Source organism: Kitasatospora sp. GP30 (assembly GCF_029892145.1).
In the GTDB taxonomy this organism is placed as follows: domain Bacteria; phylum Actinomycetota; class Actinomycetes; order Streptomycetales; family Streptomycetaceae; genus Kitasatospora; species Kitasatospora acidiphila.
This window is the reverse complement of sequence record NZ_JARZAH010000007.1, coordinates 236942-256381: the sequence shown is the minus strand read 5'-3', so window position 1 is coordinate 256381 and position 19440 is coordinate 236942. Positions and strand designations below refer to the sequence as shown.

At 71.4% G+C, this 19440-nt stretch carries 21 protein-coding genes and 3 tRNA genes; 19 read left to right on the top strand and 5 right to left on the bottom strand.

The window, feature by feature from the left end; translation table 11 throughout:
• The 4 genes from P3T35_RS14530 to P3T35_RS14515 all read left to right on the top strand — a co-directional run.
• Positions 1 to 446 (top strand): potassium-transporting ATPase subunit C (locus tag P3T35_RS14530; RefSeq protein ID WP_280706191.1); only part of this gene is annotated, 446 nt, incomplete at its 5' end.
• A gap of 83 nt (positions 447 to 529) precedes the next feature.
• Positions 530 to 3106: a sensor histidine kinase KdpD gene (locus P3T35_RS14525; RefSeq protein ID WP_101381358.1), complete on the top strand. Its 2577-nt coding sequence runs from the start codon at positions 530 to 532 to the stop codon at positions 3104 to 3106.
• Positions 3103 to 3789 carry a response regulator gene (locus tag P3T35_RS14520; protein ID WP_101381359.1) on the top strand — a complete coding sequence of 229 codons (687 nt, stop codon included), beginning with the start codon at positions 3103 to 3105 and terminating at the stop codon, positions 3787 to 3789. The genes P3T35_RS14525 and P3T35_RS14520 overlap by 4 nt, the downstream gene beginning before the upstream one ends.
• A 241-nt stretch (positions 3790 to 4030) precedes the next feature.
• Positions 4031 to 5476, top strand: coding sequence for a hypothetical protein (locus tag P3T35_RS14515; protein ID WP_101381360.1), 1446 nt, complete (start codon positions 4031 to 4033; stop codon positions 5474 to 5476).
• Between the two features lie 3 nt (positions 5477 to 5479).
• On the opposite strand, the gene P3T35_RS14510 is transcribed toward P3T35_RS14515, so the two are convergent.
• Positions 5480 to 6805: a hydrolase gene (locus P3T35_RS14510; RefSeq protein ID WP_280706189.1), complete on the bottom strand. Its 1326-nt coding sequence runs from the start codon at positions 6803 to 6805 to the stop codon at positions 5480 to 5482.
• A 271-nt stretch (positions 6806 to 7076) separates the two neighbouring features.
• Between P3T35_RS14510 and P3T35_RS14505 the strand changes: the two genes are divergently transcribed.
• The 6 genes from P3T35_RS14505 to P3T35_RS14480 all read left to right on the top strand — a co-directional run bounded on the left by P3T35_RS14505 (position 7077) and on the right by P3T35_RS14480 (position 9077).
• Positions 7077 to 7149, top strand: a tRNA-Thr gene (locus tag P3T35_RS14505).
• A 40-nt stretch (positions 7150 to 7189) separates the two neighbouring features.
• A tRNA-Met gene (locus P3T35_RS14500) sits at positions 7190 to 7262 on the top strand.
• 82 nt (positions 7263 to 7344) lie between these two features.
• The gene (gene rpmG / locus P3T35_RS14495) at positions 7345 to 7509 is read left to right on the top strand and encodes a 50S ribosomal protein L33 (protein WP_006604855.1); all 165 of its coding nucleotides are present in this window, start codon (positions 7345 to 7347) and stop codon (positions 7507 to 7509) included.
• 137 nt (positions 7510 to 7646) lie between these two features.
• Positions 7647 to 8114 carry a MaoC family dehydratase N-terminal domain-containing protein gene (locus tag P3T35_RS14490; RefSeq protein WP_101381361.1) on the top strand — a complete coding sequence of 156 codons (468 nt, stop codon included), beginning with the start codon at positions 7647 to 7649 and terminating at the stop codon, positions 8112 to 8114.
• A 5-nt stretch (positions 8115 to 8119) separates the two neighbouring features.
• Entirely contained in the window at positions 8120 to 8542 is a 423-nt protein-coding gene (locus P3T35_RS14485) for a MaoC family dehydratase (RefSeq protein ID WP_101385137.1), read from the top strand.
• Between the two features lie 133 nt (positions 8543 to 8675).
• A complete protein-coding gene (locus P3T35_RS14480; protein WP_101381362.1) occupies positions 8676 to 9077 on the top strand; it encodes a DUF3291 domain-containing protein in 402 nt (133 codons plus the stop codon).
• A 12-nt stretch (positions 9078 to 9089) separates the two neighbouring features.
• On the opposite strand, the gene P3T35_RS14475 is transcribed toward P3T35_RS14480, so the two are convergent.
• A complete protein-coding gene (locus P3T35_RS14475) occupies positions 9090 to 9719 on the bottom strand; it encodes a MerR family transcriptional regulator (protein WP_101381363.1) in 630 nt (209 codons plus the stop codon).
• A gap of 60 nt (positions 9720 to 9779) precedes the next feature.
• Here P3T35_RS14475 and P3T35_RS14470 point away from each other — a divergent pair, with 60 nt between their 5' ends.
• Positions 9780 to 10823 carry a UDP-N-acetylmuramate dehydrogenase gene (locus P3T35_RS14470; protein ID WP_280706175.1) on the top strand — a complete coding sequence of 348 codons (1044 nt, stop codon included), beginning with the start codon at positions 9780 to 9782 and terminating at the stop codon, positions 10821 to 10823.
• Position 10824: 1 nt separating this feature from the next.
• Here P3T35_RS14470 and P3T35_RS14465 read toward each other — a convergent pair whose 3' ends face one another.
• The 3 genes from P3T35_RS14465 to P3T35_RS14455 all read right to left on the bottom strand — a co-directional run bounded on the left by P3T35_RS14465 (position 10825) and on the right by P3T35_RS14455 (position 13404).
• Positions 10825 to 11028, bottom strand: coding sequence for a hypothetical protein (locus tag P3T35_RS14465; RefSeq protein WP_143676862.1), 204 nt, complete (start codon positions 11026 to 11028; stop codon positions 10825 to 10827).
• A gap of 14 nt (positions 11029 to 11042) precedes the next feature.
• Positions 11043 to 12068 carry an adenosine deaminase gene (locus P3T35_RS14460; protein WP_101381365.1) on the bottom strand — a complete coding sequence of 342 codons (1026 nt, stop codon included), beginning with the start codon at positions 12066 to 12068 and terminating at the stop codon, positions 11043 to 11045.
• A 97-nt stretch (positions 12069 to 12165) separates the two neighbouring features.
• On the bottom strand, positions 12166 to 13404 hold the full coding sequence (locus P3T35_RS14455) for a pyridoxal phosphate-dependent aminotransferase (protein ID WP_101381366.1): 1239 nt from the start codon (positions 13402 to 13404) through the stop codon (positions 12166 to 12168).
• A gap of 218 nt (positions 13405 to 13622) precedes the next feature.
• Here P3T35_RS14455 and P3T35_RS14450 point away from each other — a divergent pair.
• The 8 genes from P3T35_RS14450 to rplL all read left to right on the top strand — a co-directional run bounded on the left by P3T35_RS14450 (position 13623) and on the right by rplL (position 19036).
• Positions 13623 to 13695 (top strand) — tRNA-Trp (locus P3T35_RS14450).
• A 111-nt stretch (positions 13696 to 13806) separates the two neighbouring features.
• Positions 13807 to 14178, top strand: coding sequence for a preprotein translocase subunit SecE (gene secE, locus P3T35_RS14445; RefSeq protein WP_101381367.1), 372 nt, complete (start codon positions 13807 to 13809; stop codon positions 14176 to 14178).
• A 287-nt stretch (positions 14179 to 14465) separates the two neighbouring features.
• On the top strand, positions 14466 to 15227 hold the full coding sequence (gene nusG / locus P3T35_RS14440; RefSeq protein ID WP_280706201.1) for a transcription termination/antitermination protein NusG: 762 nt from the start codon (positions 14466 to 14468) through the stop codon (positions 15225 to 15227).
• A gap of 175 nt (positions 15228 to 15402) precedes the next feature.
• Positions 15403 to 15837, top strand: a complete 435-nt coding sequence (rplK, locus tag P3T35_RS14435) for a 50S ribosomal protein L11 (RefSeq protein ID WP_101381368.1) — start codon at positions 15403 to 15405, stop codon at positions 15835 to 15837.
• Between the two features lie 75 nt (positions 15838 to 15912).
• The gene (gene rplA / locus P3T35_RS14430) at positions 15913 to 16635 is read left to right on the top strand and encodes a 50S ribosomal protein L1 (protein WP_101381369.1); all 723 of its coding nucleotides are present in this window, start codon (positions 15913 to 15915) and stop codon (positions 16633 to 16635) included.
• Between the two features lie 148 nt (positions 16636 to 16783).
• Positions 16784 to 17644: a hypothetical protein gene (locus tag P3T35_RS14425; RefSeq protein WP_143676863.1), complete on the top strand. Its 861-nt coding sequence runs from the start codon at positions 16784 to 16786 to the stop codon at positions 17642 to 17644.
• Between the two features lie 353 nt (positions 17645 to 17997).
• Positions 17998 to 18558 (top strand): 50S ribosomal protein L10, encoded by a 561-nt coding sequence (gene rplJ / locus P3T35_RS14420; protein ID WP_101381371.1) that lies wholly within the window; start codon positions 17998 to 18000, stop codon positions 18556 to 18558.
• Between the two features lie 94 nt (positions 18559 to 18652).
• Positions 18653 to 19036: a 50S ribosomal protein L7/L12 gene (rplL, locus tag P3T35_RS14415; protein ID WP_101381372.1), complete on the top strand. Its 384-nt coding sequence runs from the start codon at positions 18653 to 18655 to the stop codon at positions 19034 to 19036.
• Positions 19037 to 19440 lie beyond the last annotated feature (404 nt).

Sequence of the window (19440 nt, the reverse complement as noted above, 5' to 3'; positions counted from 1 at the left end):
GCCAGAACTACAACCTGCCCAAGAAGAACCCCAACGACCCCAACGAGCAGGCCCAGCCCGACCCGAAGTGGTTCCAGCCGCGCCCCTCGGTGGCCGGCTACGACCCGCACGGCTCGGCCGCCAGCAACCTGGGCCCCAACGACAACGGCCTGACCCAGACCATCGAGCAGCGCCGCGCCGACGTCGCGGCCTTCGACAAGGTCGACCCGGCCGGCGTGCCGGCCGACGCGCTGACCGCCTCCGGCTCCGGCCTCGACCCGCACATCTCGACGGCCTACGCCAAGGAGCAGGTCAACCGGGTCGTCCAGGCCCGCGGTGGCAAGGTGACGGCCGATCAGCTGAACACGCTGATCTCCAAGTACACCGACGGCCGCTCGCTCGGCTTCCTCGGTGCCCCGGGTGTCAACGTGGTGCTGCTCAACAAGGCGTTGAGCGAGCTCCAGTGACAACCGCCTCGATCACGTGACTGGACCGGCCCCCGCGGGCCGGTCCAGTCACGTCTCCGCCCACCCTCCTGAAGAGAGGACCCATGGCTCGCGATCTCGCCGCCACCGCCCCGCCCCGGCGCGGGCGGCTGAGGGTGTACCTCGGCTCGGCCCCCGGAGTCGGCAAGACCTACCGGATGCTGGACGAGGCCCGGCGCAGACAGGACCGCGGTGCCGACGTGGTGGTGGGCTACATCGAGTGCCACGGCCGCAAGCACACCGAGGCGATGCTCGACGGCCTGGAGGTGGTGCCCCGGCTGCACCGCGACTACCGCGGCACCGACTTCACCGAGATGGACATCGACGCCGTCGTGGCCCGCCGCCCCGACGTGGTGCTGGTGGACGAGCTGGCCCACAGCAACATCCCCGGCGGCCGGCACGCCAAGCGCTGGCAGGACGTCGAGGAGCTGCTCGCCGCCGGTCTGGACGTGATCACCACGGTCAACATCCAGCACCTGGAGAGCCTCAACGACGTGGTCCAGAAGATCACCGGAACCCCGCAGCGGGAGACCGTGCCGGACGAGGTGGTCCGCCGGGCCGACCAGATCGAACTCGTCGACATGGCCCCGCAAGCGCTGCGCCGACGGATGGCCCACGGCAACGTCTACAAGGCCGAGAAGGTGGACGCCGCGCTCACCAACTACTTCCGGGTCGGGAACCTGACGGCGCTGCGGGAGCTCGCCCTGCTCTGGGTGGCCGGCCGGGTCGACGAAGGCCTGCGCGACTACCGTGCCGAGCACAACATCGACCGGGTCTGGGAGACCCGCGAACGGGTGGTGGTCGCCCTCACCGGCGGACCGGAGGGCGAGACCCTGATCCGCCGCGCCGCCCGGATCGCCGACCGCACCGCCGCCGGCCAGCTGCTCGCCGTGCACGTCACCCGAAGTGACGGCCTGGCAGGTGCCTCCCCGGCGGCGCTGGCCAACCAGCGGCGGCTGGTGGAGACGCTGGGCGGCAGCTACCACGTGGTGGTGGGCGACCACATCCCCACCGCCCTGCTCGGCTTCGCCCGCGCCAACGACGCCACCCAGCTGGTGCTCGGCACCAGTCGGCGCGGCCGCACCGCCCGGTTCCTCACCGGCCCGGGCATCGGCGAGACCACCGTGGACGCCTCCGAGGACATCGACGTCCACATGGTCACCCATGAGTTCACCGGGCGCGGCCGGCTGCTGCCCTCGCTGGGCCGGCGGCACTCCCGGGGGCGCACGGTGGCCGGCTTCGCGTCCGGGCTGGCGCTGCCGTTCGGGCTCACCGGCGCCCTCTCCCAGCTGCACCACACCCTCAACCTGACCACCGACGCCCTGCTCTTCCAGCTCGGCGTGGTCGCGGTGGCGCTGCTCGGCGGCGCCGCCTCCGCCCTGGTGGCCTCGCTGATCGCCTCGCTGCTGCTGAACTACTACTTCATCCCGCCGGTGCACACCTTCACCATCGGCGAGACCAACAACGTGATCGCCCTGATGGTCTTCGCGGCAGTCGCGCTGACCGTCTCCACCGTGGTGGACCGGGCCGCCCGGCAGACCCAGCGGGCCGCCAGCGCCACGGCGGAGGCGGAGAGCCTGTCCACGCTGGCCGGCACCGTGCTGCGCAGCCGGGAGACCGACGCCTCGGCCATACCGAACCTGCTCGACCACTCCCGCAACACCTTCGGCCTGGACTCGGTGGCGCTGCTCTCCCGGGAGACCGGCGACGTGCTGGCCCGCAGCGACGCCTCCGGCCCGCGGGACACCCACGGCACCGACACCACCGAGGTGCCGGTGGGCACCGACGAGCTGCTGATCCTCACCGGGCGCAGGCTGCCGGCCGACCAGCAGCGGATGCTGACCGCCTTCGCCGCCCATGTGGCCGCCGCCCTGGAGCGCGACCGGCTGGCGGCGGTGGCGGCCGAGGTGGAGCCGATCAAGGCCGCCGACAAGATGCGCACCGCGCTGCTGGCCGCGGTCAGCCACGATCTGCGCACCCCGCTGGCGGCGGCGCTGGCCTCGGTCGGCTCGCTGCGCAGCCCGGACGTCGAGTTCTCACCGGAGGACGTCGCCGAACTGCTGGCCACCGCCGACGAGTCGCTGGTCAAGCTGACCCGGCTGGTGGACAACCTGCTCGACATGAGCCGGCTGCAGGCTGGCGCGCTCACCCTGCACCTGGCGCCGGTCCACCTGGAGGAGGTGCTGCCCAGGGCGCTGGACTCCCTGCAGGACCCGGACGCCCCGGTGCAGCCGCTCGGCCTGGAGACCGCGCCCGCCCTGCTGGCCGACCCGCCGCTGCTGGAGCGGGTGCTGGCCAACGTGATCACCAACGCGCTGCGGCACAACGCCCCCGGCGCCCCGGTGCTGGTCAGCGCCAGCGCCTACCCGAGCCCCGAGCCCGGCGGCCGGCCCGCGGAGCAGGTGCAGATCCGGATCGCCGACCGCGGCCCCGGCATCCCGCCGGCCGAGCGGGACCGGGTGTTCCTGCCGTTCCAGCGGCTCGGCGACACCGACAACACCACCGGCGTGGGCCTCGGGCTGGCGCTCTCCCGGGGCCTGGCCGAGGCGATGGGCGGCACCCTGGAGGTCGAGGACACGCCCGGCGGCGGCACCACCATGCTGCTCACCCTGCCCGCGGCACCACAGGAGGAGGTCTCGTGAATCAGATCCTGATCGTGGACGACGAACCGCAGCTGCTGCGGGCACTGCGGATCAACCTGCGGGCCCGCTCCTACCAGGTGGCCACCGCCGACACCGCCGCGGCCGCCCTGGAGGCCGCCTCCCGGTCCCGGCCGGACGCGGTGCTGCTCGACCTGGGCCTGCCCGATCTGGACGGCGTGCAGGTGATCCACCGGCTGCGGGACCGCGGCCAGGTGCCGATCATCGTGCTCTCCGGCCGCAGCGGCGCGGACGACAAGATCCAGGCGCTGGACGCGGGCGCCGACGACTACGTCACCAAGCCGTTCCTGATGGACGAGCTGTTCGCCCGGCTGCGGGCCGTGCTGCGCCGCCCGGGCGCCGCGGCCCTGCTGAACCAGGTGGTGATCGGCGACCACGTGGTGGACCTGACGGCCGGCACGGTGACCAGGGTGGCCGGGCACGGGCCGCTTCAGCTGCGGCTCACCCCCACCGAGTGGAAGATCCTCACCATGCTGCTGGCCAGCCCCGGACGGCTGCTGCCGGGCCGCCAGATCCTGCGTGCCGTCTGGGGGCCCGGGCACGAGGAACGCGGCAACTACCTGCGGGTCTACCTGGCTGGACTGCGCCGCAAGTTGGAGCGCGACCCGGCCCGGCCGCGCCATCTGATCACCGAGCCGGGGATCGGTTACCGCTACGAACCCTGACGCCCCCCTCCGGCCCGCGCTAATGATCCGTCAAGACCGTGGTCGCGGGCGCCAAAGGAGCGTCAAGGAGGCGCAGAATCCTCGATGCGCGCGGCTAGCTTCAGTCGTGCGAAAGCGGGGAGGAAGCGCGGCGATGGCAGTCGGGGAGAGAACAGCGGTGGTATCGGGGGAGGGTCCGTCCGGGGGGACGGGCCCTGATGCCGGAAGCACGACTGCCACGCCGCGCATCGCGATCCAGGCGGTGGCCGGCGGGCTGACCCTGCTGGACCGGCTGCGACGGCTGTGGGCGGCCGGCTACTGGACCACCCCGCGCCGGGTCCGGGCCCTCACCGCGGCCGTGCTGGCCGCCCTGCTGCTGATGATCGGGCTCACCGCGAGCCTGCTGACCGGCGCCCGGGACAGCGTGGACGAGATCGGCCACGGCACCGCCCCGCAGGCCGAGCGGGCCGCCGACCTGTACTTCGCGCTCGGCGACATGGACGCCCAGGCCGCCAACCTGCTGCTGGTGGGCGCCGATTCGCAGCACGCCGGCCAGCGTGACGGCGTCCACCACACCTATGAGCAGCGCCGCGCGCAGGCCGACAGCGATCTGGAGCAGGCCACCGAGGCGGTCGGCGGCAGCGCTGCAGCCCGCCAGGCGGCCCGGACCGAGCTGGACGCGCTCGGCCAGTACGAGGGCCTGGTGGCCCGGATGGACGAGCAGGAGGGCGCCGCCAAGGCCGGCCCGGGACACCCGCCGGCGGACGCGCTCGCCACCTACCGGCAGGCCACCGACCTGCTGCGGACCCAGCTGATGCCGGGCGCCGACCAGGTGGCCAAGAGCAACGCCGACGCCGTCGACCAGCGGTACGCCGACGAGCGGTCCGCGCTGGGCAGCGGCTTCTGGGAGCTGCTCGGCAGCGGCCTGCTGGTGCTGATCGCCATCGCCGTGCTGCAGCGCACCCTCGCGGTCCGCTACCGCCGGCTGCTCTCCCCGCCGCTGCTGCTCGCCGGGGTGCTCGCGCTGGCCGGCCTGATCTGGGCGGTCACGCTGACCTCGGGCACCTCGGACCGGCTGCACACCGCCAAGGTGGACGCCTACGACTCGGTGCTCTCGCTGGGCCGGGCCCAGGCGGTGGCCTACGACTCCAACGCCGACGAGAGCCGCTGGCTGGTCGACCCGGAGCGGGCGGGCCAGTACCAGCAGAGCTTCCTCGACAAGAGCCAGCAGATAGCCGGCTTCGACGGCATCGCCGACTACTCCGGCTACTTGCCGAGGCTGTCCGGCGCGGTCAACGCGCACCACACCTCCGCCGGTGAGGTCGACTTCCGCGGCTACCTCGGCGACGAGCTGCGCAACATCACCTTCCCCGGCGAGCAGCAGGCCGCCGACAAGCTGCTGGACGACTACCTGACCTACCAGCAGGACGACGCCAAGATCCGCGACCTCAACGGCCAGGGCAAGCTCGCCGACGCGATCACCTTCGACACCGGCACCAACCCGGGGCAGTCGGACGGTGACTTCACGGTGCTCAGCAACGACTTCGACACCGTGATCGGGATCAACCAGCAGGCGTTCCACCAGGCGGTGAGCCAGAGCGACGACGACCTCGGCGCGGGCAGCGCGGCCGGTCTCGGGGTGCTCGGCGCCGGCGCCCTGGTGCTGGCGGTGCTGGCGGTGCGGCCGCGGCTGCGCGAGTACCGCTGACGGTCAGTCGAGGTGGTGGCCGCTCTGCCGGGGCAGTGCCAGCGCGATCGTGTCCGCGAACTCCCGTACCGCGCTGGTCCGGGAGACCACCCGGCCGCGGTGCACCACCAGCCGGCTGTGCCCGCCGGAGAGCGCGCCCGTCAGGCTGTCCCCGCGCACCGCGAGCAGCTCGGCGGGGAAGCCCGCGTCCACCCGCACCGGCGGCAGGTCCATCAGCAACCGGGCCTGGCCGCTGACCGCCTCATAGGCCGCCGCCGGGCTCAACACCCCACCGGCGGCCAGCAGATAGGCGGCCTCGAGCGGATCGGCCCGGCCGACCGGATTGGCCGCGTCCCGCAACGCACCGCTGCCTGCCGCCAGTTGAACCTGATGTTTGGTCAACTCCCTTAGCGCTGCGGTGGGCAGGCCCTCGGGTGGCCCGTCCAGCTCGCCGCAGCCGCCGCTCTGCGGCAGGCACAGCACCCGGGCGCCGGCCGCCCGCAGCGCCGCTCCGCTGCCCGGTCGCAGCCGGTCGCACGGGCCGAGCGCCAACCGCGGGCGCAGCGGGGCCAGCGGCTCCAGCAACCGGGCCAGCTGCGCCGGGTCGCCGCCCCGCAGATGCAGGTCGAGCGGGCGGTCGAACTCGGTGGCCAGTGCCGCCGCCAGCCGTACGAAGCCCACCGGGTCGGGGTCGAGCTCGGGGCAGCCGCCGACCGCGTCCGCGCCGAGCCGCAGCGCCTCGCGCAGCCGGGCCCGGCCGTCCGCCCCGGCGCGGCCGGTGAGCAGCCGGGGCATCGCCACCGCCTGCAGCTCGGTCAGGCCGTGCAGGGCCTGCCGGGCGGTGAGCACCGCGTCCAGGCGGCGCAGCCCGTGCGGTGCGCCGATCCGCACATGGGTGCGCTGGGCGGTGGCGCCGTAGCCGAGCGAGGTGAGGGCGGCCTCGGTGACCCGGCGGACCAGCCGGCTCGCCTCCTCGCCGGGGGTCTGGTCCGGGGTGGCGGCCGGGGGCGGCGCGGTGAACGCGCTGTCGTGGTGGGCGTGCGGCTCGGCGGGTGCGGGCAGCAGCAGATAGCCCGTCAGATCGATCCGGGCGCCGGAGGTCACCACCGGCTCGGTGCCGGTGGCCGCGCCGGCCGGCAGGGCGGCCAGCGGCAGCGGGCCGAGGCAGCCGGCGGTGCCCACCGCCTGGATCCGGGTGCCGCTGATCCGTACGTCCACCAGTCGGCCGTCGGCCAGCCGGGCGCCCGCCAGCAGCAGCACCGGCCCGTGGTCCAGCGGGTTGCCGCCCCGGACGCCGGAGCCGGGCGGGCCGTGCCGCGGGCCGTCGGAGGCTGCGCCGTCCCGGCTCATGCGCCGATGTCCCGACTCATGCGCCCGCCTCGCGTTGCTCGCTCACCGGCCGGCTCCTCCCTGGAGATCACTGGCCGCTGAGCCTACGAGCCGTCGGGCCGCCCGCCGTGCAGGCTCGCGCGGGCCCGCCGGGGGGAGCGGCGCGGGCGGCCCGGACCCGATTGCCGGGCTCGTGCATCCGTACGAGTCCGCGACCTGGGATCTTGCCGCCGGAGTATGGATTTCACCTTGGGACGGGAACCGTGTAATCTCTTCCTCGTTCAGCCGGTTCGCCCCTATAGCTCAGTCGGTAGAGCGTCTCCATGGTAAGGAGAAGGTCTGCGGTTCGATTCCGCATGGGGGCTCTGATGATCAGTGTCCGTTTCGGCGGGCACCGATCATCAAGGCGGTGTAGCTCAGTTGGTAGAGCAAGCGGCTCATAATCGCTGTGTCACCGGTTCAAGTCCGGTCACCGCTACCCCGCGTAGTCGGTCGGAGGCTAACCCCCCGATCGGCTACTCTTGTTGTGTCATCACCCATTGTCCAAGGAAGGCACTCCCGTGGCTGCCACCGACGTCCGCCCGAAGATCACGCTGGCCTGCGTGGAGTGCAAGGAGCGGAACTACATCACCAAGAAGAACCGGCGTAACGACCCGGACCGCCTTGAGATGAAGAAGCACTGCCCGCGTTGCAACTCGCACACGGCGCACCGCGAGACCCGCTGACCCTTCTAGGGCATCATCGGGCCTGGCATGACAGGTCATGACTTCAGGCCGCACCCTGTTCCGGGGTGCGGCCTGAAGTCGTTTTCGCGTGTGACCCGACGTCGTTTTTTCCCATCGCACAGCTGAGGAGCACGTCAATGGCGCTGGATCCCTCGTTCATCGGGCGGAGTTACCCGCCCACCGCGCCCTATGAGGTGGGCCGGGAGAAGATCCGCGAGTTCGCCCTGGCGGTCGGCGACCTGAACCCCGCCTATCTGGACCAGTCGGCGGCCAAGGCGCTCGGCTACCCGGATGTGATCGCCCCGCCGACCTTTGCGATCGCCCTCGCCGTGCCGGCCTCCGACCAGGTGATCGAGGACCCGGCGCTGGGCCTGGACTACAGCCGGGTGGTGCACGGCGACCAGAAGTTCAGCTACAGCCGCCCGCTGCGCGCCGGCGACCGGGTGCGGGTGACGGTGCGGATCGAGAACATCAAGTCGCTCGCGGGCAACGATGTGCTGACCGTCACAGGTGAGATGCACGAGGAGAGCGGCGAGCACCTGGTGACCACCGTCATGACCCTGGTCGCGCGGGCGGTCCCGGACGACGAGACGAAGGGCGAGTGACCCCGATGGCGATCAGCTTCGACGAGGTCGAGGTCGGCACCGAGCTGCCGGCCCAGTCGTTCCCGGTCAGCCGCGCCGCGCTGGTGCGCTACGCGGGCGCCTCGGGCGACTTCAACCCGATCCACTGGAACGAGAAGTTCGCCGTCTCGGTGGGCCTGCCCGATGTGATCGCGCACGGCATGTTCACCATGGCCGAGGCGATCCGGGTGGTCACCGACTGGGTCGGCGACCCGGGTGCGCTGGTGGAGTACGGCGTGCGGTTCACCCGCCCCGTGGTGGTGCCCAACGACGACGCCGGTGCTGTGATCGAGGTCACCGGCAAGGTGGCCAAGCTGCTGGACGGGCGCCGGGTGCAGGTCGACCTGGTGGCGACCAGCGGCGGCCAGAAGGTGCTGGGCCAGTCCCGCGCGGTGGTGCAGCTCGGCTGACGCCGCCCGACCGCTCGGTTCCCACCACGCGCCGCTCCCTCCCGGGGGCGGCGCGTGGCGCTTTTCGGGGGGCAGCCGAAGGCGTATTATGGATAGTGATAGGTTCCACTATCGGCAGTGGAGGATCACCGTCATGCCCACGCTTCCCTGGATCACTCCCAATCCACCGCGCACCGGCACCAGTCATGCCCTGGTGATGGCCTCAAAGCTGGAGGTCCGCTCCCTCAAGGACGTGCCGCGGTTCTTCCGCAACTCGCTGCTCGCCTGGAAGCAGGTGAAGAGCGCGCCCGGTGCGCTCGGCGCCTCGCTGGTGGCCGAGCCGCTGAAGCGCACCTTCTGGACGCTCTCCGCCTGGGAGGGGCGCGCGGAGCTCGACGCCTACGTCAAGGCCGAGCCGCACCGCACCGTGATGACGTCGATGCGCCCCACCATGAAGGGCTCGGCCTTCGTCTTCTGGGAGGTCCCGGTCGACGAGCTGCCGATCGGCTGGCCGGAGGCCCGCCGCCGGCTGGCCGAGCAGCAGCGGGCCGCCTAGTCGCCCCCGGCCTCAGCGGGCCTCGAAGATCCGGTATGACGCGTCCACTTGGGCCAGTCGCCGCATCGCGCCGATCACCGCGTCGCCCAGTACGGTGCCCAGCACCGCGCCCTCGACCCTGCTCTCGACTCCGGTGCGCCGCCCGATGACGGCCAGCTCCGCCTTGGAGAGCTGTTCGGCGGCGGTCGCGTACTCCTCCAACAGGTCCAGAAGATCGTCCTGCCCGAGGTCCCGGATGGTCACCACCAGCTGGATCAGCGCCAGTCGGGCCGACCACTCCGGCTCCACCTTCCAGCCGCGGCGCGCCAGCAACTCGTCCACCAGCCGTTCGGCCCGGGCCCAGGCGTCGTTGTTCGCTGCCGTCACGTGCGGGGTGATCGCCTCCTGGGCGACGCCGAGGACCTCGTGTATCCCGGTCGACGGCTCGTCCACCGCATTCAGCACCTCCCGGGCCGCGGTCACCGAGAGCTTGCCCACGTCGGTCATCGCCCGGATCAGCTTCAGGCGGCGCAGATGGCCCTCGCCGTACTGGGCCTGGTTGTGGCTGGTCAGCTCGCCCCCGGGCAGCAGCCCCTCGCGCAGGTAGTACTTGATCGTCGGGATCGGCACGCCGGTCCGCTTGCTCAACTCTCCGATGCGCATATGGATAGTCTATGTCTCCATATGCCCGTAGCAGTCGGCCCGCCCGTATACCGTGGACCGGTGCACGTGACCGAGAACGCCCCGCTCGCCCCGCTGACCACCCTGCGCCTCGGCGGCCCGGCCCGCCGACTGGTGACCGCGCGGACCGACCAGGAGGTGATCGCCGCCGTCCAGACCGCCGACGCGGTCGGCGAGCCGCTGCTGGTGATCGGCGGCGGCAGCAACCTGGTGATCGGCGACGACGGCTTCGAGGGCACCGTGCTGCGGATCGCCACCACCGGCTTCGAGCTGGACGGCACCACCCTGGAGCTGGCCGCCGGCGAGAACTGGGCCGACGCGGTGCAGACGGTGGTGCTGGAGCACGGCCTGGCCGGCGTCGAGTTCCTGGCCGGCATTCCCGGCTCGGCCGGCGCCACCCCGGTGCAGAACGTCGGCGCCTACGGCCAGGAGGTCGCCCAGACCATCACCGAGGTGGTCGCCTACGACCGGGTGGCCGGCGAGGTGGTCACCCTGAGCAACGCCGAGTGCGTCTTCTCCTACCGGCACAGCCGTTTCAAGGCCGAACCGGACCGCTGGGTGGTCCTGCGGGTCCGGCTCGGCCTCGCGGACAACGACGGCCTGTCCACCCCGATCAGGTACGCCGAGGTGGCCAAGCACTACGGCGTCGAGCAGGGCGAGCGGGTGGACGTGGCCGCCGCCTGGAACGCGGTGCTGCTGCTGCGGGCCGGCAAGGGCATGGTCCTGGACGAGGAGGACCACGACACCTGGTCGGCCGGCTCCTTCTTCACCAACCCGATCCTCACGCCCGAGCAGTACCAGGCCTTCGCGGCCCGGCTCGGCGACCTGCGGGCCCCCGCCTACCCGGCCCCGGACGGCCACACCAAGACCTCGGCGGCCTGGCTGATCGACCACGCCGGATTCAAGAAGGGCTACGGCAGCGGCCCGGCCACCCTCTCCACCAAGCACACCCTGGCGCTCACCAATCGGGGCCGGGCCACCACCGCCGACCTGCTCGCCCTGGCCCGGGAGATCCGCGCCGGAGTGCACGCCGCCTTCGGCGTGGAGCTGGTCAACGAGCCGGTCTTCGTCGGGGTGGAGCTCTAGCTCACCGCCTGGCCCGGTTGCTCCACCAGACCACCAGCGCGATCAGCAGGACCAGCAGCACGAGCCAGAAGACGAGCCCGCCGCCGGGCCCGGGGGCGTAGTAGCGCCCGTAGTAGTGATGGACCACCACATGGTGGGTCACCACGTGATGGGTGACGGTGTGGTGGGTGACTGTGGTGTGGGTGCTCCCCGTTGTTCTACTCACGGGACATCAGATTGTCAGATGAGAGGCTTGATAAGCCAGGCATCGATCTCCGCGAGCAGTTCCTTGCGCACCCCGTCCGGGGCCCGCGAACCGCGCACCGACTGCCGGGCGAGCTCGGCCAGCTCCGGATCCGTGAACCCGTGCTCCTCCCTGGCCAGCTGGTACTGCGCGGCCAGCCGGGAGCCGAACAGCAGCGGGTCGTCGGCCCCCAGCGCCAGCGGCACCCCGGCCTCGAACAGGGCCCGCACCGGCACCGCACCGGCCTTCTCGTAGACGCCCAGTGACACATTGGACGACGGGCAGACCTCGCAGGTGATCTGACGGTCGGCCAACCGCTGCAGCAGCCGGCGGTCCTCCGCGCTGCGCACCCCGTGCCCGATCCGCTCCGCCCCGAGGTCGTCCAGGCAGTCCCGCACCGACTCCGGGCCGGCCAGCTCACCCCCGTGCGGGGCCGCCAGCAGCCCGGCCCGCCGGGCGATCGCGAACGCCCGGTCGAAGTCCCGGGCCAGCCCGCGCCGCTCGTCGTTGGAGAGCCCGAAGCCCACCACGCCCTGGTCGGCGTAGCGCACCGCCAGCCGGGCCAGGGTGCGGGCGTCCATCTCGGACTTCATCCGGTTGGCCGCCACCAGCACCCGGATCCCCACCCCGGTGGCGGCCGAGGCCTCCCGGACCGCGTCCAGGATCAGCTCCAGCGCCGGGATCAGCCCGCCCAGCCGGGGCGCGTAGGAGGTCGGATCGACCTGGATCTCCAGCCACCGCGAGCCGTCCGCGACCTCGTCCTCGGCGGTCTCCCGGACCAGCCGGCGGATGTCCTGCTCGTCCCGCAGCACCGAGCGCGCGGTGTCGTAGAGCCGCTGGAACCGGAACCAGCCCCGCTCGTCGGTCGCCCGCAACTTCGGCGGCGTCCCCGAGACCAGCACCTCGGGCAGCCGCACACCGTGCTTGTCGGCCAGCTCCAGCAGCGTGGCCGGGCGCATCGATCCGGTGAAGTGCAGGTGCAGATGGGCCTTGGGCAGAGTCCAGACGTCTCGCTGTTCCATTCACGAATCCTGCCGCATCCCCCGCACGAACGGGAACCGCCCCGGTCGGATCCCTCGATGGGGTGACCGGGGCGGCTCTCGACAGGCTGACGAACGATCAGTCGCGAGCCTCGGAGAGCAGCTTCTGCATCCGCGCCACGCCCTCGGCCAGGTCGCTGTCGCCCAGCGCGTAGGACAGCCGCAGGTAGCCCGGGGTGCCGAAGGCCTCGCCCGGCACCACCGCGACCTCGGCCTCGTCCAGGATCAGCGCGGCCAGCTCACTGGAGGTCTGCGGGCGCTTGCCGCGGATCTCCTTGCCCAGCAGCGCCTTGACCGACGGGTAGACGTAGAAGGCACCCAGCGGCTCGGGGCAGTAGACGCCCTCGATCTCGTTGAGCATCCGCACCATGGTCTGCCGGCGGCGGTCGAAGGCCACCTTCATCTCGTCCACCGCGGACAGGTCGCCGCTGACCGCGGCCAGCGCGGCCCGCTGCGCCACGTTGCTCACGTTGGAGGTGGCGTGCGACTGCAGGTTGGCGGCGGCGGCCACCACGTCCTTGGGGCCGATCATCCAGCCCACCCGCCAGCCGGTCATCGCATAGGTCTTGGCCACACCGTTGACCACGATGCACTTGTCGGCCAGCTCCGGCAGCAGCGCGGGCAGCGAGCTGAACGTGGCGTCGCCGTAGACCAGGTGCTGGTAGATCTCGTCGGTCAGCACCCACAGGCCGTGCTCCAGTGCCCAGCGGCCGATCGCCTCGGCCTCCTCCTGGGTGTAGACCGAGCCGGTCGGGTTGGACGGCGAGACGAAGAGCACCACCTTGGTGTTGGCGGTCCGGGCGGCCTCCAGCTGCGCCACCGAGACCTTGTAGTCGGTGGTCTCGTCGGCCACCACATCGACCGGCACGCCGCCGGCCAGCCGGATCGACTCGGGGTAGGTGGTCCAGTAGGGGGCCGGGACGATGACCTCGTCGCCCGGGTCCAGGATCGCCGCGAAGGCCTCGTAGATGGCCTGCTTGCCACCGTTGGTCACCAGCACCTGGGAGGCGTCGACCTTGTAGCCGGAGTCCCGCAGGGTCTTCGCCGCGATGGCCGCCTTGAGCTCGGGCAGGCCGCCGGCGGGGGTGTAGCGGTGGTTCTTCGGGTCCCGGCAGGCCTCGACGGCGGCCTCGACGATGTAGTCCGGGGTGGGGAAGTCCGGCTCGCCGGCGCCGAAGCCGATGACCGGGCGGCCGGCCGCCTTGAGGGCCTTGGCCTTGGCGTCGACGGCGAGGGTGGCGGACTCGGCGATGGCGCCGATCCGGGCGGAGACCCGGCGGTCCGCGGGACGAGTGTTGGCGGGGGTGGAAGCGCTCATACAGGCATCGTTGCAGAACGGGGTGCGTGATCGGGCCGGGGTTTCACCATACGTACGCGCCGGGTCCGCCTGGCGAGAGGTTCGACCAAACGGCGTTCACCCCGTACACTCACTGATCAACGCCCCGGGCCAACCGGAAGCCGCTCCGAAAAGCGTTCACCACGCCGACGGTCGGATGAGGTAGGTTATGGGACGACCGAGGCGCCGCGAGGCGCTGAAGGGCACTAGCTCAATTGGTAGAGCACCGGTCTCCAAAACCGGCGGTTGGGGGTTCGAGTCCCTCGTGCCCTGCTGCTTGATCCAATTCCAGCCCGTTCGCTCCACTGGAGCGAGCGGGCTTGATGCGGAGAGGGCCCCAAGTCCGCTTTGCCCAGCAAACGACCCGGATTCAGGTGAGGACGAGTGACGGAGACCACGGGCTCCACCGCAACGCCTGAGAGCGGCAACCACGACGACGCCGAGGACGCGGCGGTCGACGCTGCCGAGACCGAGGACGGCGAGGGCCTCTCCCGTCGCGACCGCAAGCGTGCCAACAAGGCCAAGGGCGGCGAGGGCGGCAAGTCGGGTGGCAAGCGGGCCAAGCGCGGCCTGTTCTCCCGCATCGCCCTGTACTACCGGCAGATCATCGCCGAGCTGCGCAAGGTGGTCTGGCCCACCCGCAGCGAGCTGATGAACTACACCACCGTCGTGGTGGTCTTCGTCGGCGTCATGATGACCATCGTGGCGACCCTGGACTGGGGGCTCGCCAAGGCCACCTTCTGGATCTTCGGCTGACCACGCCGGACAGCGCGCTCCACCACCCGACCCGGGTCGGCCCCTCACAGCACCAAAGGGGGACCGCCCGGGTCTAGCTGTCGTCACCTGCCGGGCGAGCCCGCTACCGTTGAGTCGGTACTGTTGAGGCTTGCCCCCGCAGCGGTACCCATCTCCACCTCTCCAGGAAAGAAGCAGCCACCGTGTCTGAGTCCCCCCTGTACGACGCCGACGAGACCGTCCGCGAGGCGGATGTCGCCGCCGAGCTGGATGCGGCTGAGGCTGCCGACCCCGAGGACGCCGAGCAGATCACCAGCGGCGTGGACAGCGACGAGGACGAGGTCGAGGCGGCGGACCAGGCCGAGGCCGGGGTGCCCGCCGAGGAGGCCGCGCTGCACGTGGTGAGCGAGGACGCCGCCGAGGCCGGCGAGGAGGCCGAGGCCGCTGCCGAGGAGGCCGCCGAGGTCGACCCGGTCGCCAAGTTCCGCGAGGAGCTGCGGTTCATGCCCGGCGAGTGGTACGTGATCCACACCTACGCGGGCTACGAGAACCGGGTGAAGCAGAACCTGGAGCAGCGCGCGGTCTCGCTCAACGTCGAGGAGTACATCTTCCAGGCCGAGGTGCCGCAGGAGGAGGTCGTCCAGATCAAGAACGGCGACCGCAAGACCATCCGGCAGAACAAGCTCCCCGGCTACGTGCTGGTCCGCATGGACCTCACCCCCGAGTCCTGGGGCGTGGTGCGCAACACCCCGGGTGTCACCGGCTTCGTCGGCAACGCCTACGACCCGTACCCGCTGACCCTGGACGAGGTCGTCAAGATGCTGGCGCCGGACGTCGAGCGCGCCGCGGCCAAGGAGGCCGGCAAGCCGTCGCCGGTCAAGCCGAGCGAGATCCAGGTGCTGGACTTCGAGGTCGGCGACTCGGTCACCGTCACCGACGGTCCGTTCGCCACCCTGCAGGCGACCATCAACGAGATCAACCCGGACTCGAAGAAGGTCAAGGGCCTGGTCGAGATCTTCGGCCGCGAGACCCCGGTCGAGCTGTCGTTCGACCAGATCCAGAAGAACTAGTACCGCCGGACGTACTAGTCACCGAAGCTTCTCGGGGGCGGGGCCGCAGCCTCGCCCCCGGGCTCGTTTTGGACCAGCGGCGCCCACGCGTTAGCCTGGTCCGCTGTGTGTACTCTCGCCCGGGTGTCGCCCCGGAGCCGTACACACGTCCATCGAAGGAAGGACCCGGAGAGACATGCCTCCCAAGAAGAAGAAGGTCACGGGGCTTATCAAGCTCCAGATCAACGCCGGTGCGGCCAACCCGGCGCCGCCGGTCGGCCCCGCGCTGGGTCAGCACGGCGTCAACATCATGGAGTTCTGCAAGGCCTACAACGCGGCCACCGAGTCGCAGCGTGGCATGGTCGTGCCGGTGGAGATCACGGTCTACGAGGACCGCTCCTTCACCTTCATCACCAAGACCCCGCCGGCCGCGCGCCTCATCCTGAAGGCCGCGGGCATCGAGAAGGGCTCCGGCGAGCCGCACAAGACCAAGGTCGCCAAGCTGACCTCGGCCCAGGTGCGCGAGATCGCCACCACCAAGCTCCCCGACCTGAACGCCAACGACCTGGACGCCGCGGAGAAGATCATCGCGGGTACCGCCCGGTCCATGGGCGTCACCGTCGAGGGCTGAACACCCTTTTCGTAGGCCAGTGGTAGGGCCCAGCGCGGCCCGAGATACCACGACTCCACCAACACAGGAGCAGCAGTGAAGCGCAGCAAGGCCCTCAAGGCCGCGGACCTCAAGGTCGACCGCGACCGTCTCTACGCCCCGCTCGAGGCCATCCGCCTCGCCCGGGAGACCTCCACCACCAAGTTCGACGCGACCGTCGAGGTTGCCATGCGCCTGGGTGTCGACCCGCGCAAGGCCGACCAGATGGTCCGCAGCACCGTCAACCTGCCGCACGGTACCGGTAAGACCGCCCGGGTCCTGGTCTTCGCGACCGGCGACCGTGCCGCGGCTGCGGAGGCTGCGGGCGCCGACATCGTCGGCTCCGACGAGCTCATCGACGAGGTGGCCAAGGGTCGTCTGGACTTCGACGCCGTCGTCGCCACCCCGGACCTCATGGGCAAGGTCGGCCGCCTGGGCCGCGTGCTCGGCCCGCGTGGTCTGATGCCGAACCCGAAGACCGGCACCGTCACCCCGGACGTGGCCAAGGCCGTCACGGACATCAAGGGCGGCAAGATCGAGTTCCGCGTCGACAAGCACTCGAACCTGCACTTCATCATCGGCAAGGCGTCCTTCACCGACGAGCAGCTGGTCGAGAACTACGCCGCCGCCCTTGACGAGGTGCTGCGGGCCAAGCCGTCCGCCGCCAAGGGCCGCTACATCAAGAAGACCGCGGTTTCGACCACCATGGGCCCCGGCATCCAGGTGGACCCGAACCGCACCCGCAACCTCCTGGTCGAGGAGGACCCGGCCACCGTCTGACGGTTCGCCCGGTCTGATTGACTGATCGTCAGGGCCCGTACTCCCTTGTGGAGTACGGGCCCTGACGCATTGTCCGGCGGGCCGCCGGCCGACGTCGGGCTCCGGCGTGGCAGGCTGAGCCGACGGTTGGACTGATCGGGAGGCGAGGGTGGCAGCGCTCCTGAGGGCGGTGGCCGCAGCGGCGGCCGCGGTCGCACTCTTCGGCACCCTGGCGGCCTGCGAGCCGACCGCCGGACCCAAGGCGGCGGCGAGCGGCCGGCGGTCCGCGGCGGCCGAGCCCGCGCTGCCGGTGCCCCCGGCGCCCCGGCCCGCCGACCGCTCGCCGCTCGGCGTGCTGCTCTCGGCCGAGCAGGTGCTGCAGACCGCCGGCCGGGCCCGGCTGCACTACTGGTCCGAGATCCCGGGCGGCGCCACCGACTGCGCCGACGGGGTGCTCAGCTGGGCGCCCCCCGCCATGCAGCTGACCCGCACCGCGCCGGGCGCGACCGGCCGGCTGATCGTCCTGGGCGGCGTCAGCTACCAGGGCGGCGACACCGCCACCGCGGCCCGCCTCGGCGGCCGGCACTGGGAGCGGTCCACCGGGCCGGACGGGCCGGGCGGACAGCCGCAGACGCCGTACGCCGAGCTGGCCGACCAGCTGGACCCGCTGCAGGCGGTGACCGCGGCCGCGGCCGCCGGGGACCTGCGGCTGGTGGGGGAGGAACTGCTCGGCAAGGTCCCGGTGGGGCACTGGGCCGCCACCACCACGGTGGCCGACTACACGGCCGCCGAGGCCGAGCTGCTCAGCCCGGCGCGCCGGGACCGGCTGGCGGCCGCGCTCGGCGGGGGCGGGGTGACCGCGCTGACCCTGGACCTGTGGCTGAACGACCGCGACCAGCTGGTCCAGCTGCGCCGCACCGGCAGCAGCCCCCAGGGCGTCCTGGACCAGCTGATCGAGTACCGCGACTACGGTGACCAGCTGGCCGTGCTGGCCCCGCCGGAGAGCGACACCCGGGCGGCGGGCCAGTGACCCGGTTCGGCCGTCGGCCCGATCCGCCGGTGACCCGATTTGGACTTCCCGCCCTCTTGACCGTACGCTGATGTCTGCCGAAGACCGCTGGTTGTCGCGTTGGCCCCCGGGCCGTCCGACCGAAGGTTCTGCGCTTGTCGCAGGCAGCCCGCGCAGGAGTGTTTGGAGCTTTGACTTCCGGTTGTGCGACTTGTTCGCGTGCCCGTCGAGGTCGATCGAAGCCCCGTGCCTCTGCGCACCGGGGCTTTTCTCATTCCCTGGCGAGCTGCCCTTCTCCGCTGGTGGTCAGAGGCACTGTAGGTCGACTGTCCATGGTCGGCCGACCTCGACATCACGGAAGGAGGCGTAAGCCTATGGCCAGGCCTGACAAGGCTGCCGCCGTCGCGGAGATCACGGAGAAGTTCCGTGCCTCCAACGCGGCCGTGCTGACCGAGTACCGCGGTCTGACGGTGAAGCAGGTCAAGACCCTGCGTCGCTCGCTCGGCGAGAACGCCCAGTACGCCGTGGTGAAGAACACGCTGACCAAGATTGCGGCCAACGAGGCCGGGATCACGGAGCTCGACGACCAGTTCAACGGTCCGACGGCTGTCGCCTTCGTCACCGGTGACCCGGTGGAGTCGGCGAAGGCTCTGCGTGACTTCGCCAAGGAGAACCCCGCCCTGATCATCAAGGGCGGCGTGCTCGACGGTAAGGCGCTGTCTGCCGACGACATCAAGAAGCTCGCGGACCTCGAGTCCCGCGAGGTGCTGCTCTCCAAGCTGGCCGGTGCCATGAAGGGCAAGCAGTCCCAGGCTGCCTCGCTCTTCCAGGCCCTGCCCTCGAAGCTCGTCCGCACCGTGGACGCGCTGCGCGACAAGGTCGAGCAGGGCGGTGCCGGTACGCCGGCTCCCGCCGAGGACGCCGCCGCCGAGTGATCGGCGGTGGGCTCACGCCCTCGCAGCGGGCCCGCGCCCGCCACACCCCGTACATAACCGGCACCACCTGCCGATTTAGTGGAAGGACGCCATCATGGCGAAGCTGACCCAGGACGAGCTGCTCGCTCAGTTCGAGGACATGACCCTCATCGACCTCGCCGCCTTCGTGAAGGCCTTCGAGGAGAAGTTCGACGTCACCGCCGCTGCGGCCGCCCCGGTCATGATGGCCGGCCCGGGCGCCCCGGCTGCCGAGGCCGCTGAGGAGAAGGACGAGTTCGACGTCATCCTCGACGGTGCCGGCGACAAGAAGATCCAGGTCATCAAGGAGGTGCGCACCCTGACCTCCCTCGGCCTGAAGGAGGCCAAGGACCTCGTCGACACCGCCGGTGCCGTTGTCCTGGAGAAGGTCAACAAGGAGACCGCCGAGAAGGCCAAGGCTGCCCTCGAGGGCGCTGGCGCCAAGGTCACCGTCAAGTGACGTTGCGCTCCTAGCGAGCACCGCTTCCAAGGAAGCACAACGGGCCGGGCCGGCCACCCTTCGCGGGTGGTCGGCCCGGCCTGTCTGCGTTGGGTGGACTGTCGGCGGGGCGAGGTATGGTGATCACCGCTGTAACGCTCACAGGCCGCACAGCGATGAACACCCCGAGGTCCAAGCTTCGGCCGGGCCTTGACGAACGGCGGCGGGCGCGCGATTCTCAAGGCGCGTGCCGACACCCCCGAGGGCGGTCGGCCGTTAGTTCGAGTGGCCCCGGATGCATAACCCGGGGCCGCGGCGGGAACTCACTAGGAGTGAGTCGCGGTGCCGGCCTCCTCGGTGGGGTTTGGCGCCGCTGCAGTGCGCAGCAGGACTGGCAGTACGCAACGGAGGGAGCGTCCGATTCG

What these genes read in the sequence shown, in the direction of transcription:
- rplK (WP_101381368.1), top strand. Translation starts at nt 15,403, where the DNA reads ATGCCTCCCAAGAAGAAGAAGGTCACGGGGCTTATCAAGCTCCAGATC.
- P3T35_RS14525 (WP_101381358.1), top strand. Translation starts at nt 530, where the DNA reads ATGGCTCGCGATCTCGCCGCCACCGCCCCGCCCCGGCGCGGGCGGCTG.
- rplJ (WP_101381371.1), top strand. Translation starts at nt 17,998, where the DNA reads ATGGCCAGGCCTGACAAGGCTGCCGCCGTCGCGGAGATCACGGAGAAG.
- P3T35_RS14475 (WP_101381363.1), bottom strand. Translation starts at nt 9,719, where the DNA reads ATGCGCATCGGAGAGTTGAGCAAGCGGACCGGCGTGCCGATCCCGACG.
- rplL (WP_101381372.1), top strand. Translation starts at nt 18,653, where the DNA reads ATGGCGAAGCTGACCCAGGACGAGCTGCTCGCTCAGTTCGAGGACATG.
- P3T35_RS14480 (WP_101381362.1), top strand. Translation starts at nt 8,676, where the DNA reads ATGCCCACGCTTCCCTGGATCACTCCCAATCCACCGCGCACCGGCACC.
- P3T35_RS14490 (WP_101381361.1), top strand. Translation starts at nt 7,647, where the DNA reads ATGGCGCTGGATCCCTCGTTCATCGGGCGGAGTTACCCGCCCACCGCG.
- P3T35_RS14460 (WP_101381365.1), bottom strand. Translation starts at nt 12,068, where the DNA reads ATGGAACAGCGAGACGTCTGGACTCTGCCCAAGGCCCATCTGCACCTG.
- P3T35_RS14510 (WP_280706189.1), bottom strand. Translation starts at nt 6,805, where the DNA reads ATGAGCCGGGACGGCGCAGCCTCCGACGGCCCGCGGCACGGCCCGCCC.
- P3T35_RS14485 (WP_101385137.1), top strand. Translation starts at nt 8,120, where the DNA reads ATGGCGATCAGCTTCGACGAGGTCGAGGTCGGCACCGAGCTGCCGGCC.
- P3T35_RS14455 (WP_101381366.1), bottom strand. Translation starts at nt 13,404, where the DNA reads ATGAGCGCTTCCACCCCCGCCAACACTCGTCCCGCGGACCGCCGGGTC.